The sequence below is a fragment of the Kibdelosporangium persicum genome, assembly GCF_013280595.1.
Lineage (GTDB): Bacteria > Actinomycetota > Actinomycetes > Mycobacteriales > Pseudonocardiaceae > Kibdelosporangium > Kibdelosporangium persicum.
On sequence record NZ_JAAATY010000010.1, the window covers coordinates 48,378 to 71,672 of the forward strand.

The window sequence follows — 23,295 nt, forward strand, 5'->3', positions numbered from 1 at the left end:
GTTAGCTCTTCCGGCAAGCGAGTCGGGCAGCGTTCGTCGACTCGGCGGGGACGGCCAGCCGGGCCAGGCCGTCCCGGTTCTCTTCGCGATGGCCGTGTGGCATCGGTTCCAGGCCCGGTTCACCGCAGTGCCGACAACCATGGCGAGGTGACATCGATGGTGATGGAACACCGGTCTTCCAGCCCGGACATGACGGTCGTGCTCGAGGGACACTCGTTCCTGGAGTGCCCGCGATGGCAGGACGGGCGGCTGTGGGTCTCGGACTTCTACACCAACCAGGTCCTGGCGACCGACGGCCACGGCGGCACCGAGGTGGTGGCCGAGGTGCCGGGCCAGCCGTCCGGGCTTGGTTTCCTGCCCGACGGGCGCGCGCTGATCGTGTCGATGCGGGATCACCGCATCCTGGTCCGCGACGAGTCCGGGCAGCTGTCGGAGCATGCCGATCTGTCCGGCGCCGTGCCCGCCGTGCTCAACGACATGGTCGTGGACGAGTCCGGGCGCGCCTACGTGGGCAACTTCGGCTTCGACCTGATGGGCGGCGCGGCGATGCGTTCCACCACGCTCACACGTGTCGACCCTGACGGCAGCGTGACCACCGTGGCCGAGGGGCTCGATTTCCCCAACGGCATGGTGATCCTGCCCGGCGGTGTGCTGGTCGTCGCCGAGACCTTCGGCGGGAGGCTGACCGCCTTCGACATCGAGCGGGACGGCAGCCTCACCAACCAGCGGACATGGGCCCAGTTCGGCGATTCCCCGCGGACGGACGATCTCGCCGTCGCGCTCGGGCGGCTCGAGGTCGCGCCGGACGGCATCTCCGCCGACGCGGAAGGCGCGATCTGGGTCGCGGACGCGCTGCACGCCCGGCTCCTGCGCGTCCGGGAGGGCGGCGAGATCCTCGACGAGATCCGGACCAAAATGGACGTTTTCGCCTGCATGCTCGGCGGTGCGGACGGCCGGACCCTGTTCGCCTGTGCCGCGCCGTCCTTCGCCGAGCACGAGCGGCGCGCGGCCCGTGAAGCCGAACTGCTCGCGGTCACCGTCGAGGTCCCGCACGGGGGCCTGCCGTAATCCCGCTTTTCGTGTCGCCGTTGGAGGATCTGATGGACGTGGCATGCGCGTTCCCGACCACCCTGGACACACCCGACAACATCGCCATGGCGGAAAGCCTGGGCTACGTTCGCGCCTGGGTCTACGACACCCCACAGCAGAGCCCTGACGTGTGGATGACGCTCGCGCTGGCCGCGCAACGGACCGAACGGATCGGCCTTGGCCCTGGCGTCCTCGTCCCCAGTCTCCGCCATCCGATGACCAACGCCGCCGCGACCGCCACCCTGGCCGCCCTGGCTCCCGGCCGCGTCTCGGTGGCCTTCGGCACCGGGTTCAGCGGACGCCGTGCGATGGGATACGGAGCGATCAGCTGGTCGTTCATGGACGCCTACATCACCGCCTACCGTGGCCTGCTCCGGGGCGAAACCGTTGAGTGGGAAGGCAAGCGGATGCGGATGCTGCACCCCGCCGGGCACGCACCAGCGCGGCCGGTCGACGTGCCCGTCCTGGTCGGCGCACTCGGCCCCATGGGTAACGAGGTCGCCAGGAAACACGCCGACGGCCTGTACGTGACCTTCCAGCCACCGGAGTTCATGCGCGAGTACTCGTGGGTGCCATATCTGGCCTGGGGCACCGTGCTCGGTGAGGGCGAGACCCCGGACTCCGAGCACGCCCGACTGGCCGGCGGCCCAGGCTGGGCCCTGGCCTACCACGGGGCGTACGAGTTCGGCGGCCCGGCAGCCGTCCTCGATCTTCCCGGTGGCGAGCAGTGGCTGGCGGTCGTCGAGCGGTCCCCCGCCGAGGAGCGGCATCTCGCCGTTCACTCCGGGCACTGCGTCGAGCTGAACGAGGCCGACCAGGCGGCGTGGGACGCTGGTGGCCACTCGATCCTCACCGATGTCACCATCAGTGGCACACGCGACCAGGTCCGCCGCAAGCTCGACGACCTCGCCGCGCACGGCGTCACGGAGATCGTCTTCCAGCCCTGCGGGCCGGACACCAGGACGGAGCTCGAACGCTTCCTGGACGCCGCCGGCTCCCACCTCAAACCGGCGTGACACCGGCCCTGCCGCCGCGGCGGACGGGGGACGGCCGTTTGGCGATCCGAGCTACATGCCGCCCCGCACGAACGGTCGCACGTCCCATCCCAGTGCGGAAAGCCGACGGCTGGCCGCTTCGATGTCGGGATGGCCCGGACCGTCGATCCACAGCGACCACAGCGTTGAGAACTGGAGGGACAGCGAGCCGTAGTCCTTGCTGATCGTCACTTCGAACGGAACCGTGTCGAAGTTGCGAATGTGCGGCCCGGCCACCCAGAGCGCGTCCGCGGACCGCTCCACGGGATAGGCGATCACTCCGGCGCCATGGGACACAAGCAGTTCGTCGCCTTCCACGCCGGCGGCCGTCGCGTCGGGCAGGCGAGCGCGGACCGTCTCGATCACCAACTCGTTCCACCCGGGCCGGGTGTCCGGCTCCGAACACCGCTGTCCTGCCAGAACGCCGGCGATCCAGCTGAGGATCGTGGCCCGGTCGAGGCGCTCACACCGGGTGATCACCGTGTCGGTCCAGATTCCCCGGATCTGGACGTCCGCCGGCAATGAGGCGACCCGGAGCTGGTGGTAAGGCGCGGACTGCCCCATGCCGGGCGGGAGCGGCAACCCGAACTCGGTCTCATGGCACGGGAATTCGCCATCCACTGAGAGCGGCTCGAAGAGGCCCGCGCCGAGCGCGGAGATCGCGTCGACCGCGATCTCCGCCAAGGCCAGCTGGTCACCGGCATCACATGGCGCGAGCAACTCGGCGTACACGTGTCCGCGGGACTTGGGCCGGATGCGTACCTCGGTCACGTCCTCAGCCTCTCCGCGACTCACATGTGGTTGGTACAGCCTGCCGTACTCCGGGTTGTTCAGCCAGCGGGATCGATCACACCGCCTCAACAGGACATCGTGCACAGGGGAGAGCAAACAACCACCGGCATAAGGGGTTCGTCATGGACAACCGCACCGGCAAGTCGAAGGTTCGCCTCGTCGCAGTGCTGTCAGCCGTAGCCGTCCTGCTCAGCGGGGTGGCCGGCGCGCAGGCCGGCGCGAGCGAGAGCACACGTCATGACAACCCACTGCAACGGCGCCTCAACACGCTGGTCCAGGAGGACAAGTTCCCGGGAGTGACGGCAGCGGTGCGAGACCGGGACGGACGGACGCGGCACTACACGGCAGGCGTGGGCAACCTGGCCGGAAGGACACCGGTACCACGCAACGGTCAGATCCGCATGGGCAGCAACACCAAGATGTTCACCGCTGTGGTCGTGCTGCAACTGGTCGGCGAGCGCAGGATCAGCCTCGATGACCCGGTGGAGAAGTACCTGCCGAACGTCGTGCGCGCCGAAGGCGTCGACGGCCGCACCATCACCATCCGGCAACTGCTGCAACACACCAGCGGCCTCGCCGACTACGACCAGAAGCTCATGTCGGACCTGTTCGCGGCACTGCACCAGTACTACGAACCACGGGAACTGGTCGACGTCGCGCTGGGCGAGAAACCGGACGCGGCTCACGGCCAGTGGAGCTACAGCAACACCAACTTCATCCTCGCCGGTCTGGTCGTGCAGAAGGTGACCGGCCGGCCGGTCGGCGAGGAGATCACCAACCGCGTGATCAACCGCATCGGCCTGCGGGACACCTACTGGCCGGGAGTCGGCGAACAGGCCATCCGCGGCAGGCACCCGCACGGGTACCTGGCGATGAAACGTGGCGACGCGTGGACCGACGTGAGCGAGTCCGAGACCTCGGCGGCGTGGGCGGCGGGCGCGCTGGTCGGCACGCCGGTCGACCTCAACACCTTCATGACCGCCCTGGTCACCGGCAAGCTGCTCGAACCCGAGCAGCTGAAGGAGATGCAGAAGACCATCCCCTCCCCCGGGTTCGACCTCACCGGGCAGGCGCGCTACGGCTTGGGGCTGGCGACGTTCGCGCTCAGCTGCGGCGGCTTCGCCTGGACGCACGGCGGCCTCGCAGTCGGCTACTCGACGTACAACGCCGTGACACCGGACGGCAAGGCGGCCACCATCGGCATCACCGGCCTGCCAAGGGACGTCACCGATCTACGGCACATGGAGGCGGCGCTCGACACAGCGCTGTGCACGTGAGGCATCACAATCCGGACGGGGTGGCGATTTGTCGCCACCCCGTTCCCACTGTCCACAGTAGAACTACGCACCGGGAGGGATTCTGGCGCCTGGCACCCGGCTCAGCCCTGGCGAGTCGGCCGGATGGTCAGGTCCCCGATCTCCACGTCGTCGGGCTGGTCGATGACGAAGGCGATCGCCCGCGCCACCGCCATGGGATCGATACCGAGCTCGGCCATGCTCTGCTGGACCTGTTCGCGCACAGCCGGATCGTCGACGGCGTTGTCGACGAGCTCGGTGCGGACGTAGCCCGGGGAGATCGACGTCGTGCGGAGGACCCCGTCGGTGCTCTCCTGCCGCAGGCCCTCCATAAGGGTGCGTACCGCGTTCTTCGTCCCGGCGTACACCGCCTGAGTGGGGACGATCTTCAAGCCGGAGGTCGAGGCGACGGTGACGAGGTGACCACTGCCCTGGCGGCGGAACACGGGCAGGGCCGCGGCGATCCCGTGCAGGATTCCTTTGAGGTTCACGTCGACCATCGCCGACCAGCCCTCGACGTCCAGATCGGCGACCGCGCCGATCCTGGCGATTCCGGCGTTGCCCACCAGGACGTCCAGCCGGCCGAAGCGCTCGACGGCGAGGGTGACGAGCGACTGGAGGTCGTCGGGTTTCGTGACGTCCACGCGGGTGGCGGCCGCCTGGCCGCCGGTGGCTTCGATCTCGGCGACCAGCTGGTCCAGCCGGTCGGTGCGGCGGGCGCCGAGGACGACGGCCGCACCGAGTGAGGCCAGGTGGCGGGCTGTCGCCGCACCGATGCCGCTGCTGGCGCCCGTGATGGCGACGACCTTGCCGTGGGTGGTCATGGAGCTCCTCCGGCTAGAGTGGACACATGTCCGGTTACTCCGACGACCATAGCGGACACGTGTCCGGTTCTGTCAAGCGCGGCGGAACACGACGTGCCGACGCCCAGCGCAACCGGGAGCGAATCCTTCAGGCGGCGCGCGATCTCCTGCACGAGCCGGGAGAACTGAAGCTCAACGCGGTCGCGAAGGCCTGCGGCATCGGACAAGGCACGCTGTACCGGCACTTCCCGACACGCGAGGACCTCCTCTCCGAGCTGTACCGCCACGAAGTGGAAGAACTGGTCGCCGCCGCGCCACACCTGCTGGCGACTCACGAACCGCTGGACGCGTTGGCGGCGTGGTTCGACCGGGTGGCCGCCTACGCCCGGATCAAGCGCGACGTGTTCGCCGCCGTCGAGGCGGCGACGTGGCAGGACCTCAGTGCCCACAGCCTTGGCCCGATCGGTGACGCGGTGGAACTGCTGCTGGCTGCCGGCCGCTCGGCCGGCAGCATCCGCGCCGACACCGAGGCCCGCGACGTCATCGTGCTCATCAGCTGGTTGTCCCGGCTGGACGATGCCGAACTCGACGCACGCGGGCAACGGTTGCTGTCGATCCTCGTCGACGGTCTCCGCGCACACCGCCACTGAGCCCTGTCTCGGATCTCACGCACGGCGAGCGAGTCACAGCAAGCGGCAGCCCGGATTCCGCCGGAGTCCCGTGATTCAGCGACGGGCCGCTGCATTGGACCAGTTGTCCGCGCGGTGACGCCGAATCTTCAGTGCGGCCAACGGCTTTCGCGTCACCGGCGCGGTAGGCGCCGGCTGCCGTTCAGAAGACCGCGATCGGGTTGACAGGAACTCCCGTCATGCCGTGGATACGTGGTGGCGCGGCGACGAACATGAAGCTGTAGCGCCCGAGTTCCGCACAGACGGCGGCCAGTTCGTCGGCGTCCACGGCATCGATGAGCGGCATTCCCATCCGCGGTAAGGCCACCCCGTGCATAGCCGACGGAACGTCAGGCCGCTGCGGGTACATGTCCCCGAGATCCCCGGCGTACACCGACACGCCGCGGTCGTGCATCCAGCGCGCCGCGTCGATGGCCATGCCCGGCATCGGGTTGCCGCGATAGCGGGTCTCCATCCAGCCGAACCGCACGACGAGCGCGTCACCGGACTCCACACGGACTCCGAACCGCTCCTCCGCCGCGTCGAGATCCTGCGACGTGATCGCACGGTCGACGGGCACCGGGCCGTCGGCCCCGAGGTCGAGCAGGACACCCCTGGTCACGATCCCGGCCGCGAACGCCGTGGTCGACCCGTGCACGACGCCGCCCATGGTGACGCTTTCGCCCACCGGACGCCCGGGATACACCTGGCCGTCCTGCACGATGTGCGACAACGCATCCAGGTGCGTGGACAAGGTGTGGTGATTGGTGAACAGCATGACGTCCGCGTGTGCGGGCGCCGGACTCCCGGTGTACGCCATGATCTGCCGGACCGGTGACTCCTCGGCGGTCTGCGGCGCGAACGGGCCGCTGAAGACCGGCGCAGGCTGGATGGGGACAGCCAGGGACACCGAGCGGCCGGTGCGCACCTCACGCGCGGCCCGCTCGCGAACCTCGTCGGTGATCAGGTTCAACGTGCCCAGTTCGTCGTCGTCACCCCACCGGCCCCAGTTGCTCGGCAGCTCATCACGATCAGTCATGATCGCGAGCCTATGGGAAAGCGTGGCAGCGTCGCCGACGGCGGTGACGCGACCTGACGGCGCGTTTTGGCCACCCCCTCGTGAGTGTTTGTCATTAGAACCCCGATAAACACTCACGAGGGTCCTTGCGGATGCGGGACGGGCCCGCTTACGCTCCCTGGGAGCGCTCCCAGAAGTGTCGTCGACCGTCAGAGCAGACGGAGGAGACCCAACCCGATGAGATCGCTTTCCCCTGCCCGCAGGCGCCGGCGCGCGACTGCGACCCTTGCCCTTGTCGCCATCACCGCCGCGCTCGGCACCGGCACAGCCCAGGCTGCCGCCTACGAACGGATACTCAACGGCACCTTCGCCTCGGGTACCGCTGACCCGTGGTGGGCCAGTGCCGGAGTGACCAACCGCGTCGTCGGCGGCGAGCTGTGCGCCTCGGTCACCGGCGGTACGACGAACCCGTGGGACGCTCTGATCGGCCAGAACGGCGTGCCGTTCGAGGCCGGGCAGCAGTACACGATGTCCTTCGACGCCTACGCCACCACGCCCCAGTCCATCGCGGCCAACGCGGGTGAAGCCGTCAGCCCGTACCGGGGTATCGCCCGGCACGAGGTGCAGCTGACCACCAGCAAGCAGAAGTACACCTTCACGTTCACCTCCGAGCTGGACTTCCCGGACCTGGGCAACGGGCAGATCACCTTCCAACTCGGCGGCAACGCGGCGAACAACACCGTCTGCGTGGACAACGTCTCCTTGGTCGGCGGCGTGATCCCGCCCGGCGGCCCGGGCGCGCCGACCAAGAAGGTCCAGGTCGATCAGGTCGCGTACGTGCCGGGCCTGCCGAAGCACGCGACCCTGGTGTCCGACACGACGACCGCGCAGACGTGGTCGCTGAAGAACTCCGCGGGCACGACCGTCGCCACCGGCCAGACCACGCCGAAGGGCGTCGACACGTTGTCCGGCGACCCGGTGCACCTGATCGACTTCTCGTCCTACGACACCGCGGGCACCGGGTACACGCTCACTGTCGGCGCGGAGTCCAGCTTCCCGTTCGACATCTCCGCCGACGCCATGAAGAAGCTGCGGTACGACTCGTTGGCGTTCTTCTACCACCAGCGCAGCGGCGTCGAGATCCAGGCGCAGTACGTCGGCGCGACGTACGCGCGACCGGCCGGTCACGTCAACGTCGCGCCCAACCAGGGCGACAACAACGTGCCCTGCCGGTCCGACCTGAACTGCGGCTACACGCTGGACGTGCGCGGCGGCTGGTACGACGCGGGTGACCACGGCAAGTACGTCGTCAACGGCGGCATCTCGGCGTGGCAGGTGCTCAACACCTACGAACGCGCCAAGCTGATCGGTGACGCCGCCGCGCTCGGCGACGGCAAGCTGTCCATCCCGGAGCAGGCCAACGGTGTGCCCGACGTCCTCGACGAGGCCCGGTGGGAGGTCGAGTTCCTGCTGAAGATGCAGGCGCCGGACGGCATGGTGCACCACAAGATCCACGACGCGAACTGGACCGCTCTGCCCACGTTGCCGCACCAGGACAGCCAAGTGCGCAGGTTGTCGGCGACAAGCACCGCGGCGACGCTGAACATGGCGGCGGTCGCGGCGCAGGCGGCCCGCATCTGGAAGACGATCGACCCGGCCTTCGCCGACAAGGCCCTTGCCGCCGCGAAGAAGGCGTACGCCGCGGCGAAGGCGAACCCGAACAAGATCGCCGACCCGAACGACGGCACCGGCGGCGGTGCGTACTCCGACACCACACTGACCGACGAGTTCTACTGGGCCGCCGCGGAGATGTACACGACGACCGGCGAAACGTCCTACCGCGCGGACGTGACCGGCTCGTCCCTCTACAAGGGACAGTCGCTCAACGACCGCGGTTACGACTGGGGCGCCACCGGTCCGCTGGGCGACATCACGCTCGCGTTGGTGCCCAACGGCCTTCCGGCACAGGACGTCGCCGCGATCAAGGCGGCCTTCGTGGCCACGGCGGACAAGCACCTGAACCAGATGGCCTCGCAGGGCTACCCCGCGCCGTACCGGGAGCCGGACGGCACGTACGTGTGGGGCTCGAACGGCCTGATCGCCAACAACGCGTCGGTGCTCGCGCTGGCGCACGACTTCACCGGCGCGGCCAAGTACCGCGAGGGCGTGTTCCAGGCGATGCACTACCTGTTGGGCCGCAACCCGGTGAGCTACTCCTACGTCAGCGGGTACGGCGAGCAGCCGGTGAAGAACGTGCACCACCGGCATTGGGCCAACCAACTCGACCAGACGCTGCCCATCGCGCCACCAGGGGCGCTGTCCGGCGGCCCGAACAGCGCGCTGCAGGACCCCGTCGCCACACGCCTGCTCCAGGGCTGCAAGCCGCAGAAGTGCTTCGTGGACCACATCGAGGCGTACTCGCTCAACGAGGTCACGGTCAACTGGAACTCGGCGCTGGCGTGGATCGCCAACTGGGCGGCGGAGAAGTCGGGCCCCTCGGTCCCGCCGGACAACACTCCCCCGACCACGCCGGGCACTCCGGTCGCGTCCGGCGTCACCGGCACGGGCGTGACGCTGAACTGGACCGCGTCGAGCGACTCGGAAAGCGGCGTCCGAGGCTACGACGTCATCTCCATCGAAGGCGACACGCAGCGCGTGGTCACCACCGTCACCGGCACCTCCGCGACGTTGACCGGACTGAGCCCGAACACCACGTACCGGCTCGCCGTCAAGGCACGTAACGGCGCCGGGCTCACGTCCGCGCTCTCCGGCACGGTCTCGGTGACGACCACATCGGACGGCCAGACGTCCTGCAAGATCACCTATCAGGCCAACGGGTGGAGCAACGGCCTGTCCGCGACCGTCACGATCACCAACACCAGCAGCGCTGAGTGGAGTTCCTGGACACTCGGATTCACCTGGCCCGGCAACCAGAAGGTCACGCATGGCTGGTCGGCCACCTGGACGCAGACCGCGGCCGCGGTGACCGCCACCTCCATGTCGTGGAACGGCCGCGTGCCGGCCGGCGGCTCGGTGCAGACCGGGTTCAACGCCTCGTCGACCGCGCCGCACGCGGAGCCGACCGGCTTCACCGTGAACGGTCAGGCCTGCTCGAAGGGCTGACCTGGCAGCACCCGGAACACCGCCGACATCGATACCCGAGCGGCTGGTCCGCACAGCCAGGCTGTGCGGACCAGCCGCTCTCCCACTTCTCGGACCATCTGATTCAGCCGGGGGTCACGACCCGCCGAACGCTGTCGCGGAGCAGGGCTCGCCGCCGCTCGTGCAGTTCCGGCGGTTCCTGCTCGCTGGCGGCGTAGACGTTGCTGACTGGCGACCACGCCATGGACATCGCGATGACCATGGCCATCAGGTCGAACGGATCGCCGTCCCGGACGATGCCCGCGGCTTGCGCGCCGGCGATGGCGCGGAGCTTGGCGTCATCGAGCCGGTTCGCGTCATCGACGAGATGACCGACCGGACGTCGTTCCAGACGTGCCCACGTGGCCAGCCGGATCAGGTCGGGGCGACGCAGGTACTCGTCGTACAGCCGGACGGCCCAGTCCGCGAGGTCGGTCGCGTTGATCGGGACGACGGTCATGATCCGCTCCAGTGAGCCGGAGAAGATCGCGTCGAACAGGCCTTCCTTGCTGCCGAAATAGGCGTAGAGCTGGGCTTTGTTGGTGCGTGCCGCCGCCACGATCCGCTCGATTCGCGCCCCGGCGATGCCGTACTCGGCGAACTCCTGGGTCGCCACGTCCAGAATCCGCTGCCGGGTGGCGGCACCACGCGAAGTCTGCGGCGTCAGAGGCGTCTGGGCCATACCGAGCACGATAACAACAGACCAGTCGGTTTGCCTCAGAGAGGGTGGACGGTTACGCTCCAAATAGACCGAACAGTCTGTTTGCGAAGGAGTCGCATGAAAACCACCGTGGGCTGGCAGGCCGACCGCGGCGAGACCACGTTACGGCGAGTGTCGTTCGAACGGCGGGAACTGCGAGCCGACGACGTCGCGGTACGCGTGGACTACTGCGGCGTCTGCCATTCCGATCTGCACGCCCTCCACACCCACCCCGCCGACCGCGACACGCCACTGATCCCAGGCCACGAGTTCACCGGTGTGGTGACCGATATCGGGCCCGATGTCACCCGGTTCGCCGTCGGCGACGCCGTCGCGGTCGGCAACATCGTCGACTCCTGCGGCAAGTGCGCCATGTGCCTGCGCGGCCAGGAGAACTTCTGCCACGAGTTCCCGACGCTGACCTACGGCGGCACCGACCGCCACGACGGAACCACCACGCTGGGCGGCTACTCCCGCGAGTACGTCGTCCGCGACCGGTTCACCTACCCGCTGCCCACCGGGCTCGATCCCGCGGCCGCGGCTCCGCTCCTGTGCGCCGGAATCACCGTCTGGGAGCCACTACGGGCACTCGGTGCCGGTCCTGGCACCCGTGTCGCGGTGGCCGGGCTCGGCGGCCTCGGCCACCTCGCGGTCAAACTCGCCGTCGCGCTCGGCGCGGACACCACGGTCATCAGCCGCTCAGCCGACAAGGCCGACGACGCGCGCCGCTTCGGCGCCAATCTGATCACGTCCACGGACGAACGACAGATGTCCGCGGCACGGGACCGGTTCGACGTGGTCATCGACACCATCGCCGTGCCGCACGACATCAGCCCTTATGTGAAGCTGGTCGCCCTTGACGGAACCCTCAGCCAGGTCGGGTACCTGGGCCCGGTCACCGTGCAGACCCTCGATCTGCTGACCGGGCGCAAGAAGCTCAGCTCCGCGGGCAGCGGCGGCCGCTCCGAAACCGCGGCCATGCTGGAGTTCTGCGCCGAGCACAACGTCACCGCCGACATCGAGCTCGTGCCGTCGGCACGGGTGAACGAAGCCCTCGACCGCTTGGCACGCAACGACGTCCGCTACCGCTTCGTTCTCGACATGGCCGACCTGTCGTAGACCGCACCGTCAACGCGTGCAGACGAAGCTCGAGGCGCTGTCCGGCTCGCCCGCGCGATACCTGGGCCAGGCCGGGTACTCGCACAGTGGACGGGTGCGGTTGTGGTTGACGTCGGCCACGACCGGACTCACCGGCGACTGTCCTTTCTCGACCCAGCGTTCGAGTGCCGAGAGCGAGTCCCAGCCGGCGGCGAACGCCGGTGCGCCGAAGTTCGCGTGGTTCGCCCCGGGCACGAGGTAGTACCGCATGAAAGAACGGGTCACCTCAGTTCCCAGCAGGTCTCGCACCCGCTGGTAGTACTCGTTCGTCGAGCGGTGTGAGACCAGCTCGTCCGCCGCGCCGTGGAGCATGATCAGCTTGCCGCCCGCGCGGGCGAACGGGCGGAGATCGACGTTGTTGCGGTCCTGGATCGTGGACAGGTGGCTGATCCGGTCGAGCCACTTGCCGGGCTGCCGGGGATCCACGTCCAGCGAGTTGTGGTTCGGGTCCCGGGTCAGGAAGTACTTGACCCACTGTTCCCAGTACTGCATTCCGTAGCCGCTCGTCGCCGGCATGGGATTGGCCGGCGCGGTCGAGCCGAAGCCGAGGAACGGAGTCCGCATGTCCGCTCCCGAGAGGAACGGGAAGCCCGGATACCCGGTCTCTCCGCTGGCGATCCGGTACGGCCACCGGAACGGGGTGGACATCGCGGTCACGGCCTTGATCTGCGGATCGGACAGGCAGGCCGGACCGGTGTCGGCACCGTCCGGGCAGCGGAGCACGTGCGGATCGAAATGACAGCCGCGAGGGTTGGAGATGACCTTGTCCTTGACACCGTCCAGACCGTCACACGCGTTGATGACGCTGTCGTACAGCAGCGTCTGCTTCGCGGGTCCGGGGAAAGCACCGGGACGGGACAACACGTGCGCCAGGTATCCGAGGTCCAGGATCTCGGCGAGGTTGTTCCAGGCGGGGTAAGCGGAGATCACACCGTCGAACGCCCGTGGCCACCGTTGGGCGACGACGAGGGCTTCCCGGCCGCCTGTCGAGCCTCCTGAGAAGTAGACCTCGGCGGGGTTCGTCCGGTAGGCGTGCCAGATGAGGAACAGGCTCGCGTCGCGTGTCTTCTTGAGTGCGTCACCGGCGGCGAAATTGCGCACGGCCTCGTCGTTCATCCCGAACGACCCGTCCAACGACGGGACGGCTGCCGGACCGTGCTGGTGGCCGGAGTCGCTGGCGAACGTCACGTATCGCCGGGCCAACGGCGCGGGCTGATCCGCGGGCCCGAACGGCACGTTCATCGTCAGGTCGGGAATGGTTCCGTTGTAGCCACCGCCACCGAACATCAACGCCTTGCGATTCCAGCCGTGCGGCAGGGCGACCCGCATCTTGATGGCCGGCGCGGACGGATCGACGGGAAAGATGTCGGCATCGGCCTGGCAGTACTCGATCGTCCTGCCGCTGACAACGCCGGTCTTGACCGAGGCCGACGTAACGCGGCCGCCAGTCGTGGGCAGGCTCATGACCGAGGCCGGAATCCTCATCTGGTCCAGCCCGGCGCACGCCGGCACGGTCGACGGTGATGCGGTGGCGACTCCGGGCCCGAAAGCCATGCCTGCCACCAGAACCAGGGCCGCCGGCACGGCGAGCCGGCGAGCCCTCGGTGATGTGCTGTTCACGCTAGCCTCTTCTCTGGATCTCACAAGGCACGAAGTCAGCGGTAGAGGTGCGTGCCCGGGATGGCCCGCGGGTCCTGGCGGATCTCGGCGGTGTTCGTCTCAGGCAGGAACCACGCGCTGGCGAAGGTGATCAGTCCCATGGCCATGATGTAGATCGCGACGGGAATGGTGCTCCCGGTCTCCGCGATCAGTGCTGTCATGAGGAACGGCGTCCCGCCGCTGATGATGATCGCGGAGAGCTGGTAGGACAGCGATGCGCCCGAGTAGCGGACGTTGGGCGCGAACAGCTCGCCGAGGAAGCTCGCGATCGGGCCGTACGTGAGGCACTGGAACGTGAAACCCACGACCACGGCGACGAAGATCAGCGGCAGTGACCCCGAGTCGACGAGCTGGAAGTACGGGAACGCCCAGACGGCGACGCCCAGACCACCGATGAGGATCAGTGGCCGGCGCCCCACCTTGTCGGACATGTGACCGGCCCACGGCAGCACCGCGAGCATCGCCACGGAGCTGAGCAGCACGACCGCGAGCAAAGGGTCACGGTCGAGCTTGAGCGAAGTGGTGCCGTAGTTCAGCAGGCCGGAGATGCTGACGTAGAAAAGGCTGTTGGTGGCCGAGAGAATCCCGCAGCCGAGCAGGATCGTCCCCCACTTGGTCCGCACGACGTTCGCCAGCGGGGCCCGGACCACCGCGCGCTCCGGCCGCGACACCTCGCGCTGCAGCTCGCGGAACTCCGGCGTGTCCTCCACTTTGGACTGGATGTACAGGACCACCAGGAACATCACGATGCTGACCAGGAAGGGAATTCGCCAGCCCCAGCTGAGGAAGGCGTCGTCGGGCATCAGGCCGCTGGCCGCGACGAAGATCAGGTTCGAGATGATCACGGCGACGAAAACGCTGGTCTGCCCGAAGGTTCCGGCGAAGCCGCGCCGTTTGGGGCTGGCCGACTCGGTGAGCAGCAGCATGATGCCGCCCCACTGGCCGCCGGCCGCGAGCCCCTGGAGGAACCGCAGCGTGACCAACAGGATCGGCGCCAGCGCGCCCACCGCCGAGGCGCTGGGCAGGCAGCCGATCAGGAACGTCGCGGCCCCCATGAGCGCCAGACAGGTGACGACGACCGGCTTGCGCCCGTACTTGTCGCCGAAGTGCCCGGCGAGCACACCGCCGATCGGGCGCGCCACGAAACCGGCCCAGAACGTGCTGAAGGCCAGCAGGGTCCCGGTCAGGGCCGACGACTGCGGAAAGAACACCTTCGGGAACACCAGTGCGGCCGCGGTTCCGTAGAGGAAGAAGTCGTACCACTCGATCGAACTGCCGATCAGCCCCACGGTCAGCAGCTTGCGGAAGCCTCGGCGCCGGGCCGGGGACGAGGCGGCGCCGGACTGGCCGGACTGTTCGTCGGGTTGAGCGAGCGGGGTTGCCATACGTGCCGCCTTCGTTGGTGGGACAGGCAAGTGATGACGGCCATGGTAGGGCGGCGTTACCCTGTCGCTGAGGTCTGCATCACACACGCCTCACGTCGGTTCGGTGGTGTTTTCCGCCACCTGATGCCCTAGGAGGGATGGCACTGTGGCCAACGACCCGGGAGGCGAAGCAGAGTCGCACGCGCTCAGGCGCCGGCAGCGTGAGCTGGCGTCGTTGTACGCGACGGCCAAGTCACTCACCGCACTGGGCGAGCTCGACGACGTACTGCAGTCGATCGTCCACCACGCCCATGATCTGATCGGCACGGATTTCACCTACCTCTCTTTGGTCTCGGACGGCAGGCTGTCGGCCCGAGCCTCGGAAGGAACGATCTCCGCGTCGTTCCTCACCGCGGGGATACCGGCCACTGTGGGCTTGGGCGGCAAGATCCTGGCCACCCGCAGCCCGCAGTGGGTACGCGACTACACCGCCTCGACCGCCATCGACCACGATCCGAACTTCGACCGCCTGGCCGCCACCGAGGCACTCGTCGCGCTTCTCGGTGTGCCCCTGATGATCCGCGGTGAAGTGGTGGGGGCCCTGTTCGCCGCGAACCGCTCGGAACGGTCCTTCCACGCCGGCGAGATCGCGTTGCTGAGCGCGTTCGCCGACCACGCCGCGGTCGCCCTCGACAATGCCCGGCTCTACGAGGCGAGCCGGACTGCCTTGCGGGACTTACGGATCGCGTACCGCAAGATCGAGGAACACGTGGCTGTCGTGGAACGAGCACAGGCGATCCACGAGGCGCTGACCGAAGTCGTGCTCCAGGGCGGGACACCGGACGACGTCACGCAGCTTCTGGCCGACCAACTGGGCGGGAGCGTCACACTGCTCGACACGACCGATGCCGCTCTCGTGCGCCGGGATTCGGCGTCGAGCACGTTCCGCACTCCCCCGGAATTCGAACTGGGCGACGCGGTGAGGAACGCACACCGCACAGGCCGCTGCACGACCTCGGTCGACGCCGCCGGAGTCACCCATAGTGTGGCTCCGATCCAGGCAGGCGACAGTTATCTCGGCGCGCTGGCGTGGAGCCGGCAGGCAGCCGCCGACCACGGCGTCTCCGACGACATGGACCTGCGCACCCTTGAGCGGGCCACCCACATCCTGGGGCTGCTCATCCTCAAGGAGCGGGCCGTCGCCGAGGCCAGCGAGCGGCTGAGCGGAGAGCTCCTGACCGAGCTCATGGTCGGCAGCCCGGGGATCAGCCCCGCGCAACGCGCCCGGACGCGAGCCCGCAACATCGACGCCGACCGTCTGGATCTGGTCCTCGTCGCGGACTCGTCCACGTTGTCGCCGACCGCTCTCGCGCGTCACCTGCACGACATCGCCCGGGACTGCTCCGGGCTGGCCGGTGAACACCTGGGCAGGGCAACCATGATCGTGCCCAGCGTGGACGACGACCAGACCGTCGAGGAGGTTCACCGCCGACTGCGTCGCGCGCTGGGCGGCGCCGTCGCCGTCGTCGGGGAACGGGCGGTCAATCACGACTGGTCACGCGCCTTCTCGTTGGCCAGTCGCTGCGGCGCGGTGATGCGAGCGATCGGGCACACCGACGTGGGCGCCACCACGGGCCGGTACGCCCTCTACGCCATGATCTTCGACACCGAACGGGTCCGCGAGCTCGACCGTTTCATCGACGACTCCATCGGCGCGCTCATCGACTACGACCAGCGCCGCGGCACTGATCTCGTCGAAACCCTCAGTGCCTACTACGTCCACCGCGCCAACGTCGCGGCGACCGCCCGTGCGTTGCACGTGCACGTCAACACGCTGCTCAAGCGACTGGACCGCGCCAGCGACGTCCTCGGCTTCGACTGGCGCCATGAAAGCGACCTGGAGCTGCAACTCGGACTTCGGCTGTACCAGCTCAGGACGATCGCGCCGTGATCACGACTCAGGCGATGTGCATCGAGTCCCGCAGGGCGCTCTTCGACAGCTTGCCGGTGCCGGTCTTGGGCAGCGCGGTCATGAAGACGACTTCGTCGGGCAGCCACCACTTGGCGACCATCGGCGTGATGTGCTGCAAGAGCTCGTCCGCCGTGGTGGCGCTGCCGTCGCGCAGGACGACGTAGGCGACGGGCCGCTCCATCCACCGCGGGTCCGGGCGGGCGATCACGGCGACTTCGACGACATCGGGGTGCGAGGCGAAGGCGGTCTCGAGTTCGACCGACGAGATCCACTCGCCGCCGGACTTGATCAGGTCCTTCATCCGGTCCACGAGTCGCAGGTAGCCGTCGGCGTCGATGGTGGCCAGATCACCGGTGCGCAGCCAGCCGTCGTCGGTGAAGCTGTCACTCGCGTCCACCCGGAAGTAGCCACCCGCCACCCACGGGCCCGCTACCTGAAGCTCACCGACCGCGCGGCCGTCACGCGGCAGTTCCCGGCCCGTGTCGACATCGACGATCCGCAGGTTCACGAGCGGCACGGGCTGGCCCTGGGCGGCCCGCACGGCCACCTGCTCCGCCGCGGTCGCGTCCCGGTGCTGGGTGCGGGTTCCGCCGATCGCGCCGACCGGGCTGATCTCCGTCATCCCCCATGAGTGGGTGATCGGTACGCCGATCGTGGCGCGGTAGGTCTCGGACAACGCCGGGGCGATGGCGGAGCCGCCGCCGAGCAGGAACCGGGTGGCGCTCAAGTCGTATGCCCCCAATTCCGGGGCCAAGCTCGTCCACACCGTGGGCACGGCTCCGGCGACAGTCACCCGCTCGGTCTCCATCAACCGCAACAGGTGACCTGGATCCGCGGACGCGCCAGGAAGCACCAATGCCGCGCCCGCCATCATCGCGCCATAGGGAAGGCCCCAGGCGTTGGCGTGGAACATGGGCACGATCGGCATCACGACGTCGCTCTCGCTCAGGCCGATGAAACCGGCCGCGAGCGTCCCCAGGCAGTGCAGGATCGTCGACCGGTGGCTGTAGAGCACGCCCTTGGGCGGTCCGGTCGTGCCGGAGGTGTAGCAGAGGCCGGAGGCCAGGTTCTCGTCCGCGAGCGTGAACGTGTCCTCGAACGAGCCGGGGAACGGGTCATGACCGGCGATCAGCTCGTCGTAGTCCAGGACGCGGGGGTCGGCCGGGATTGCCGCGCCGCTGTCGTCGGGCAGCACCACCCAGTACCGAACCTTCGGCATCCGGTCGACGCTCGGCCAGATCCGCGGGAGCAGCCCACGGTCGACGAACACCACGTCGTCCTCGGCGTGGTTGACGATGTACTCCAGGTGCTCCGGCGAGAGCCGGATGTTGATCGAGTGCAGCACCCGTTTGGTGACCGGCGCCGCGAGATAGAGCTCCAGGTGGCGGCGGGTGTTGCTCGCGAACGTGCCGACACGGGCGCCGACCGGGACACCGAGGGAGTCGAGCGCGGTGGCCAGGCGCCGGGTGCCACGGGCCACGTCGGCGTACGTGACCCGCTCGGCTCCAGCCGTCACCACTGGCTTGTGCGCATAGAGCCGTTCGGCGCGCTCCAAGATGTGCGCGATGGTCAGCGGCCGTGGCTGCATCAGCCCGTCCATGACCCCGGTTCCCTCGGAGACGATCGCGACGCGGGACTGATCAGGCATGGCTCGTCTCTTTCGGTCGACTTGGCGTGATCGGCTTCTCGCCGCAAGTCACCCTAAGTGCGGCCCGAGACGGGCAAGAGGTGCGAACCTTCCACTCATTCGCCTGTCACGGCGGCAATTCCTTCCACTCCGCGCCCAAACCCCCTCGTGAGCGTTTATCAGGGTTAGAACACTGATAAACGCTCACGAGGGGGTCTAGGGGGCGGTTCGCAGCTGGATCATGTTCCAGGACAGGGCGGGCAGCACGGCGGTGATCGTTCCGTCGGCCCTCTTCACGTCGGCCAGCCGGGTCGGGGTGACCCGGTCCGGCTGGTCGACGGTGTTCGTCGCGTCGGGATCTTCGTCGAACAGTGCCACGTGCGCGCCGAGCGCAAGGCTGGGCAGCGACCGTATGTCGATGTCGAGTGCTACCGGTTCGTGCTGATCACGGTTGACCGCGAACAGCGTCACCACACCGGTTTCCTCGTCGTGGACGGCGGTGGCGTCGACGACGGGGACCTCCCCCATCCACGAGGTCTCGTAGGTGGGCCCGATCGGCTCGACCCGCAGCACGACGCCGCGCCCGTGACGGGATGTCAGCGCGTACGGGTGGAACGTGGTCTGCCGCCAGACCGGACCGTCCGGTTCGGACCGGATCGGCGCGATGACGTTGACGAGCTGGGCGAGACAGGCGATCTTCACCCGGTCGGCGTGGCGCAGCAAGGAGATCAGCAGGCTGCCGACCACGACCGCGTCCACCACCGAGTACTCGTCCTCGATCAGGCGCGGGTGTGTGGCCACGTCGAGGTTGTCCGAGCCGACGAACCTCTTCTGGTACCAGACGTTCCACTCGTCGAAGGCGAGGTTGACGCGCTTCTTGTGCTGTCCCACGCCACGGACGTGGTCGCACGTGGCGATCACCGACTCGATGAACCGGTCCATGTTCGTCCCGCTGGCCAGGAAACTGCCCCGGTCGTCGCCGCGTTGTTCGTAGTAACTGTGCAGCGAGACGTAGTCGACCAGGTCGTACGTCTCGCTGAGCACGGTTGCCTCCCACGTGCCGAACGTGGGCATCCGTTGGTGCGAACTGCCACACGCGACCAGTTCGATCGACGGGTCGACCCGGCGCATCGCCCTCGCTGTCTCGGCTGCGAGCCGGGCGTACTCCGCCGCGGTCTTGTGGCCGATCTGCCACGGCCCGTCCAGCTCGTTGCCGAGGCACCACAGTTTGATGCCGTGCGGCTCGCTGGTTCCGTTGGCGCGGCGCAAGTCCGACCAGTAGGTGCCGCCTGGGAGATTGGTGTACTCGACGAGGTTCACCGCCGCGTCGATGCCGCGGGTGCCGAGGTTGACCGCCATCATCGGCTCGCTGCCCACCTGGCGGGCCCACTTCACGAACTCGTCGACGCCGACCTGGTTGGTCTCCACCGATCGCCACGCGAGATCCAGCCGGGCCGGCCGGTTCTCCCGCGGGCCGATGCCGTCCTCCCAGGTGTAGCCGGACACGAAGTTGCCGCCCGGGTAGCGCAGGATCGGCGGGTTGAGTTCCCTGACCAGTTCGGCGACGTCGCCCCGGAATCCGTCGCCGTCCGCGGTGGCGTGGCCCGGCTCGTAGATTCCGGTGTAGACACACCGGCCCATGTGTTCCACGAAGGACCCGTAGAGCCGTGGGTCCACTTCGGCGATACGGAACGCGGGGTCGATGGTCAGTGCGGCATGCTGCATGGACTACCCTTTCAGGCCGGTGCCGGCGATTCCTTCGACGATGCGGCGCTGGAACAGCAGGAAGACCAGCACCAGCGGCAGCGCGCCGAGCACGGCTGAAGCCATCGTGTCGGCGTAACGGATCCCGTACGTACCCTGCACGGTCGCCAGACCGACCGGGATCGTCATGATCTGCGGGTTGGTCAGCGCGAGCAACGGCCACAGCAGGTCGTTCCACGCCCAGACGAAGCTGAAGATCGCCACCGCCGACACGGCCGGACGCGCGAGCGGCATCACGATCCGCCGGTAGGTGTGGAAGAAACCCGCGCCGTCGATGCGGGCCGCCTCGTCGAGGTCCTTGGGGATGCCGTCGAAGAACTGCTTGAAGACGAACACCGCGATCGCGGTGGGGATCGACGGCAGGATCACCGCCCAGTACGTGTTCAACAGGTCGACACTGCCCAGCTCGCGGAACTGCGGCACGATCAGCACCTGCCGGGGGATCATGATCCCGATCAGGATGAACCAGAACGCCAGCAACCGGAACCGGAACCGCATCCGGGACAACGCGTAGGCGGCCAGGCTGGCGGTGATCACCGTCCCCGCGGCCGCGAGCGAGGAGGTGATGAAGCTCGCGGCGTACCAGTTGAGGATGTCGCCCTGGGCCAGCAACGCCCGGAACGACGCGAGAGTGGGGTTCTCGATGACCCAGGTCGGGTCGATGGTCTCGCCGTTGGGTTTCAGTGCGGTGTCGAGCGCCCACGCCAGCGGCACGAGCCACAGCAGGGCGAACGCGATGAGCACCCCGGTGCAGCACCGGTTGAAAAGGCGCATGCGGCGGTCGGCGGAGGCCGCGTAGCGCTGTGCCTGCGTGGAGGTCAGCGGCTGGAGATCCTTGTGCGTCGTGATGGCCATTGTCCCTACAGCTCCGGTTCCTGGCGACGGGTCATGACGAGCCAGAAGGCGGACACCGCGAGCACCACGACGAAGAACAGCGTGGACGCGGCCGCCGCGGCGCCGCTGCGGAAGTCGGTGAACCCGACGTCGAAGACGTACTGCAGCAGCGAACGGGTCGCGTAGTTCGGACCGCCCTGGGTCATGATGTACATCTGGTCGAACACCTTCAGCGAGGCGATGACCTGGAGCACCACGACCAGCGACGTGGTGCGCGCCAGCAGGGGCACGGTGATCAGGCGGATCTGCTGCCACGGTCCCGCGCCGTCGATGGACGACGCCTCGTACAGCTCACGCGGGATCTCCTGCAGACCGGCGAGGTACAGCACGAAGTTGAAGCCGAGCGTCCACCACACCGTGGTGATGGCCAGTGACACCATCGCGAAGTCGGGATCGCCGAGCCAGTCGGGTTCGGCGAAGCCCAGTGACGTCACCGCGCGGCTGAGCAGGCCGAGCTCCGGCGTGTACATCCAGATCCAGATGAGCGCGACGACCGCCGATGGCAGGATGTAGGGCAGGAAGAACGCCAGCCGGAAGAACCACCGCGCCCGGCGGGCCCGCTCGGCCAGCAGCGCGAACACCAGGGCGAGCGCGATGAGCGGCGGCGTGGTGAGGATCGTGAACCAGATCGTCTGCCACAGCGCCGACCAGAAGTCGCTGCTGGACAGGGCCTCGGCGTAGTTGCCGAAGCCGGCGAACTCGCCGAGCCCCGGAGAGACCATGCTGGTGTGGAAGAAGCTCATCACCAGGCCGTAGACGGCCGGTCCGACGATGAACAGCAGGTACATCACCAGGAACGGGGCGAGGAACAGCAGCCCTGGCCACCCGTGCCCGGACAACCTGTTCTCACGCTTCGTGCCGCTCGGCGAACGCCTCCGGCCAGTGGTGCGTGGTTCGGTCCTCGCCGGGGCGACAGTTCCGGCTGGACCGGTGATCTCGGTGCTGGCCATGGCCGACCTCCTCGTTACGGGTCACACCGGTGACGCGGTAGCAGCCAGAACGGCCAGCTGGGAGCGCATCTGCGCGATCGCGTCCACTGAGGACATCTCGCCGGTCACGACGGCGCCGACCGCCGAGCCGACGATGGTCTCGAAGTTCGAACCGGAACCGGAGTACCAGCCGGCCGGGTCGTAGACGGCGGACGCGGCGGCTGACGCGTACTGGGACTGCGGAGTGAGTTCCCGGTACGCCGCACTGGTGGCGACCGGTTGCCACGTCGGCACATGACCGCCCTGCGCCCAGGTGAGGCTCTGGTCGAGCATCGACCGGACGAAACCGAGCGCGCGGTCGAGCGCGGCCCGGTCCTGGTCGGGCCGCACCGGCAGCACCAGGGTGTGCGAGTCGGCCTGCACGGCGTACGGGCCGCCGAAGATGTTGGGCACCAACGTCATGCTGAAGGGCAGCTTGGCGGTCTGGAACGTGCTGATCTCCCACTCGCCGTTCAGGTGGAACCCGGCGGCACCACTGGCGAACAGCGCGATCGAGCCCTGGTAGTCGACGCTGGCCGGCATGAGTCCTTTATCGACGGTGAGTACTCGCAGGTAGTCGAGTACCTGTTTGGCCTTGGCGTCGTCCAGCACGATCCGGGTGCCGTCGTCGGCCAGCACCTCGCCGCCCAGTTGGGAGTACAGGGTCTGGAAGATCCGCCACGGCGCGGAGGAAGGGGACGTGACGGCGTGCGTCGCGCCGTCACGTCCCGTGACCTGTTTGACCTTGCTCAGGGCGTCCTGGAACGCGTCCGGGCCCTCGATCGGCCTGAGGTTGCCCTCGGCGTCGAGCAGGCCGGCCTGCTCGCAGATCTTCGTGTTGTAGAACAACACGAACGGGTGCGTGTCGATCGGGATCGCGTAGATCTTCCCGTCGACCAGGCCCGCCTCCCAAGCCCGCGGGGCGAACTTGTCGGCCGTCATGCCGTGCCGTTCCAGGTCCTCGGGATTCAGTTCCTGCAGCAGGTTCGCCCGCACCAACGTCTTCATCCGGGTCAGGTGCGACGCCGCGACGTCGGGCGGCCGGTCGCCGACCGTGGCAAGTGCGAGCTTCGTGTAGTACGGGTTGCCCCACGCGAGCGTGATCGACCGCAGCTCGATGTGCGGGTTCGCCTTGCGGTACCCGTCTTCCATCTGCAGCATCCGGACGCCGTCACCACCGCCGAACAGGTTCCAGTACGAAACCGTGCCTGCGCCGGGGGGCGTGTTGAGCAAGCCCGCGCCGACCGAGGAACAGCCGGCCGTCGTGACTGCTCCCAGCAACGTCGCCTTGAGCAGGTCGCGCCGGGTGAACGCTGATCGGGGTAAGGGGGGACCGGTCATGTCACCGT

Annotated in this window: 18 protein-coding genes; 7 read left to right on the forward strand and 11 right to left on the reverse strand. The window is 68.2% G+C overall.

The window, feature by feature from the left end; genetic code table 11:
- The first annotated feature begins 156 nt into the window (after positions 1-156).
- Together GC106_RS19440 and GC106_RS19445 are read left to right on the forward strand one after the other, a co-directional pair.
- Positions 157-1,068, forward strand: coding sequence for an SMP-30/gluconolactonase/LRE family protein (locus GC106_RS19440; RefSeq protein WP_246366295.1), 912 nt, complete (start codon positions 157-159; stop codon positions 1,066-1,068).
- A gap of 32 nt (positions 1,069-1,100) precedes the next feature.
- The gene (locus GC106_RS19445) at positions 1,101-2,105 is read left to right on the forward strand and encodes an LLM class flavin-dependent oxidoreductase (RefSeq protein ID WP_173132503.1); all 1,005 of its coding nucleotides are present in this window, start codon (positions 1,101-1,103) and stop codon (positions 2,103-2,105) included.
- A gap of 51 nt (positions 2,106-2,156) precedes the next feature.
- Here GC106_RS19445 and GC106_RS19450 read toward each other — a convergent pair whose 3' ends face one another.
- Positions 2,157-2,894: a hypothetical protein gene (locus GC106_RS19450; protein WP_173132506.1), complete on the reverse strand. Its 738-nt coding sequence runs from the start codon at positions 2,892-2,894 to the stop codon at positions 2,157-2,159.
- A 143-nt stretch (positions 2,895-3,037) separates the two neighbouring features.
- Between GC106_RS19450 and GC106_RS19455 the strand changes: the two genes are divergently transcribed.
- Entirely contained in the window at positions 3,038-4,192 is a 1,155-nt protein-coding gene (locus tag GC106_RS19455) for a serine hydrolase domain-containing protein (protein ID WP_173132509.1), read from the forward strand.
- A 101-nt stretch (positions 4,193-4,293) separates the two neighbouring features.
- Here the strand turns inward: GC106_RS19455 and GC106_RS19460 are convergent, their stop codons facing one another.
- Positions 4,294-5,034 (reverse strand): SDR family oxidoreductase, encoded by a 741-nt coding sequence (locus GC106_RS19460; RefSeq protein WP_173132512.1) that lies wholly within the window; start codon positions 5,032-5,034, stop codon positions 4,294-4,296.
- A 26-nt stretch (positions 5,035-5,060) separates the two neighbouring features.
- Between GC106_RS19460 and GC106_RS19465 the strand changes: the two genes are divergently transcribed.
- Positions 5,061-5,663, forward strand: a complete 603-nt coding sequence (locus GC106_RS19465) for a TetR/AcrR family transcriptional regulator (RefSeq protein WP_173132515.1) — start codon at positions 5,061-5,063, stop codon at positions 5,661-5,663.
- A gap of 181 nt (positions 5,664-5,844) precedes the next feature.
- Here GC106_RS19465 and GC106_RS19470 read toward each other — a convergent pair whose 3' ends face one another.
- Complete coding sequence (locus GC106_RS19470) at positions 5,845-6,720, reverse strand: cyclase family protein (RefSeq protein WP_173132518.1); 876 nt, start codon at positions 6,718-6,720, stop codon at positions 5,845-5,847.
- 216 nt (positions 6,721-6,936) lie between these two features.
- On the opposite strand from GC106_RS19470, the gene GC106_RS19475 reads away from it, so the two are divergent.
- Positions 6,937-9,822: a glycoside hydrolase family 9 protein gene (locus GC106_RS19475; protein ID WP_173132521.1), complete on the forward strand. Its 2,886-nt coding sequence runs from the start codon at positions 6,937-6,939 to the stop codon at positions 9,820-9,822.
- 103 nt (positions 9,823-9,925) lie between these two features.
- On the opposite strand, the gene GC106_RS19480 is transcribed toward GC106_RS19475, so the two are convergent.
- Complete coding sequence (locus GC106_RS19480) at positions 9,926-10,522, reverse strand: TetR/AcrR family transcriptional regulator (RefSeq protein ID WP_173132523.1); 597 nt, start codon at positions 10,520-10,522, stop codon at positions 9,926-9,928.
- A gap of 96 nt (positions 10,523-10,618) precedes the next feature.
- Between GC106_RS19480 and GC106_RS19485 the strand changes: the two genes are divergently transcribed.
- The gene (locus GC106_RS19485; protein WP_173132526.1) at positions 10,619-11,659 is read left to right on the forward strand and encodes an NAD(P)-dependent alcohol dehydrogenase; all 1,041 of its coding nucleotides are present in this window, start codon (positions 10,619-10,621) and stop codon (positions 11,657-11,659) included.
- Between the two features lie 9 nt (positions 11,660-11,668).
- Here GC106_RS19485 and GC106_RS19490 read toward each other — a convergent pair whose 3' ends face one another.
- Both GC106_RS19490 and GC106_RS19495 read right to left on the reverse strand, forming a co-directional pair.
- On the reverse strand, positions 11,669-13,252 hold the full coding sequence (locus tag GC106_RS19490; RefSeq protein ID WP_173132919.1) for a tannase/feruloyl esterase family alpha/beta hydrolase: 1,584 nt from the start codon (positions 13,250-13,252) through the stop codon (positions 11,669-11,671).
- A gap of 101 nt (positions 13,253-13,353) precedes the next feature.
- The gene (locus GC106_RS19495; RefSeq protein WP_173132530.1) at positions 13,354-14,742 is read right to left on the reverse strand and encodes an MFS transporter; all 1,389 of its coding nucleotides are present in this window, start codon (positions 14,740-14,742) and stop codon (positions 13,354-13,356) included.
- Positions 14,743-14,887: 145 nt separating this feature from the next.
- On the opposite strand from GC106_RS19495, the gene GC106_RS19500 reads away from it, so the two are divergent.
- Positions 14,888-16,672, forward strand: a complete 1,785-nt coding sequence (locus GC106_RS19500) for a helix-turn-helix domain-containing protein (RefSeq protein ID WP_173132533.1) — start codon at positions 14,888-14,890, stop codon at positions 16,670-16,672.
- Positions 16,673-16,679: 7 nt separating this feature from the next.
- On the opposite strand, the gene GC106_RS19505 is transcribed toward GC106_RS19500, so the two are convergent.
- The 5 genes from GC106_RS19505 to GC106_RS19525 all read right to left on the reverse strand — a co-directional run bounded on the left by GC106_RS19505 (position 16,680) and on the right by GC106_RS19525 (position 23,287).
- The gene (locus GC106_RS19505) at positions 16,680-18,341 is read right to left on the reverse strand and encodes a long-chain fatty acid--CoA ligase (protein WP_246366297.1); all 1,662 of its coding nucleotides are present in this window, start codon (positions 18,339-18,341) and stop codon (positions 16,680-16,682) included.
- A gap of 195 nt (positions 18,342-18,536) precedes the next feature.
- Positions 18,537-20,045 (reverse strand): arabinosylfuranosidase ArfA, encoded by a 1,509-nt coding sequence (gene arfA / locus GC106_RS19510; protein ID WP_173132536.1) that lies wholly within the window; start codon positions 20,043-20,045, stop codon positions 18,537-18,539.
- 3 nt (positions 20,046-20,048) lie between these two features.
- Positions 20,049-20,939, reverse strand: coding sequence for a carbohydrate ABC transporter permease (locus GC106_RS19515; RefSeq protein ID WP_173132539.1), 891 nt, complete (start codon positions 20,937-20,939; stop codon positions 20,049-20,051).
- Between the two features lie 5 nt (positions 20,940-20,944).
- Positions 20,945-21,928: a carbohydrate ABC transporter permease gene (locus tag GC106_RS19520; RefSeq protein ID WP_173132542.1), complete on the reverse strand. Its 984-nt coding sequence runs from the start codon at positions 21,926-21,928 to the stop codon at positions 20,945-20,947.
- 21 nt (positions 21,929-21,949) lie between these two features.
- Positions 21,950-23,287, reverse strand: a complete 1,338-nt coding sequence (locus GC106_RS19525; protein WP_173132545.1) for an extracellular solute-binding protein — start codon at positions 23,285-23,287, stop codon at positions 21,950-21,952.
- Between the last annotated feature and the right edge of the window lie 8 nt (positions 23,288-23,295).

Bases quoted from the DNA above. Each gene is read 5' to 3' on its own strand.
- GC106_RS19440 (WP_246366295.1), top strand. From the start codon at position 157: ATGGTGATGGAACACCGGTCTTCCAGCCCGGACATGACGGTCGTGCTC.
- GC106_RS19445 (WP_173132503.1), top strand. From the start codon at position 1,101: ATGGACGTGGCATGCGCGTTCCCGACCACCCTGGACACACCCGACAAC.
- GC106_RS19455 (WP_173132509.1), top strand. From the start codon at position 3,038: ATGGACAACCGCACCGGCAAGTCGAAGGTTCGCCTCGTCGCAGTGCTG.
- GC106_RS19460 (WP_173132512.1), bottom strand. From the start codon at position 5,034: ATGACCACCCACGGCAAGGTCGTCGCCATCACGGGCGCCAGCAGCGGC.
- GC106_RS19465 (WP_173132515.1), top strand. From the start codon at position 5,061: ATGTCCGGTTACTCCGACGACCATAGCGGACACGTGTCCGGTTCTGTC.
- GC106_RS19470 (WP_173132518.1), bottom strand. From the start codon at position 6,720: ATGACTGATCGTGATGAGCTGCCGAGCAACTGGGGCCGGTGGGGTGAC.
- GC106_RS19475 (WP_173132521.1), top strand. From the start codon at position 6,937: ATGAGATCGCTTTCCCCTGCCCGCAGGCGCCGGCGCGCGACTGCGACC.
- GC106_RS19480 (WP_173132523.1), bottom strand. From the start codon at position 10,522: ATGGCCCAGACGCCTCTGACGCCGCAGACTTCGCGTGGTGCCGCCACC.
- GC106_RS19485 (WP_173132526.1), top strand. From the start codon at position 10,619: ATGAAAACCACCGTGGGCTGGCAGGCCGACCGCGGCGAGACCACGTTA.
- GC106_RS19490 (WP_173132919.1), bottom strand. From the start codon at position 13,252: ATGGCTTTCGGGCCCGGAGTCGCCACCGCATCACCGTCGACCGTGCCG.
- GC106_RS19495 (WP_173132530.1), bottom strand. From the start codon at position 14,742: ATGGCAACCCCGCTCGCTCAACCCGACGAACAGTCCGGCCAGTCCGGC.
- GC106_RS19505 (WP_246366297.1), bottom strand. From the start codon at position 18,341: ATGCCTGATCAGTCCCGCGTCGCGATCGTCTCCGAGGGAACCGGGGTC.
- arfA (WP_173132536.1), bottom strand. From the start codon at position 20,045: ATGCAGCATGCCGCACTGACCATCGACCCCGCGTTCCGTATCGCCGAA.
- GC106_RS19515 (WP_173132539.1), bottom strand. From the start codon at position 20,939: ATGGCCATCACGACGCACAAGGATCTCCAGCCGCTGACCTCCACGCAG.
- GC106_RS19520 (WP_173132542.1), bottom strand. From the start codon at position 21,928: ATGGCCAGCACCGAGATCACCGGTCCAGCCGGAACTGTCGCCCCGGCG.
- GC106_RS19525 (WP_173132545.1), bottom strand. From the start codon at position 23,287: ATGACCGGTCCCCCCTTACCCCGATCAGCGTTCACCCGGCGCGACCTG.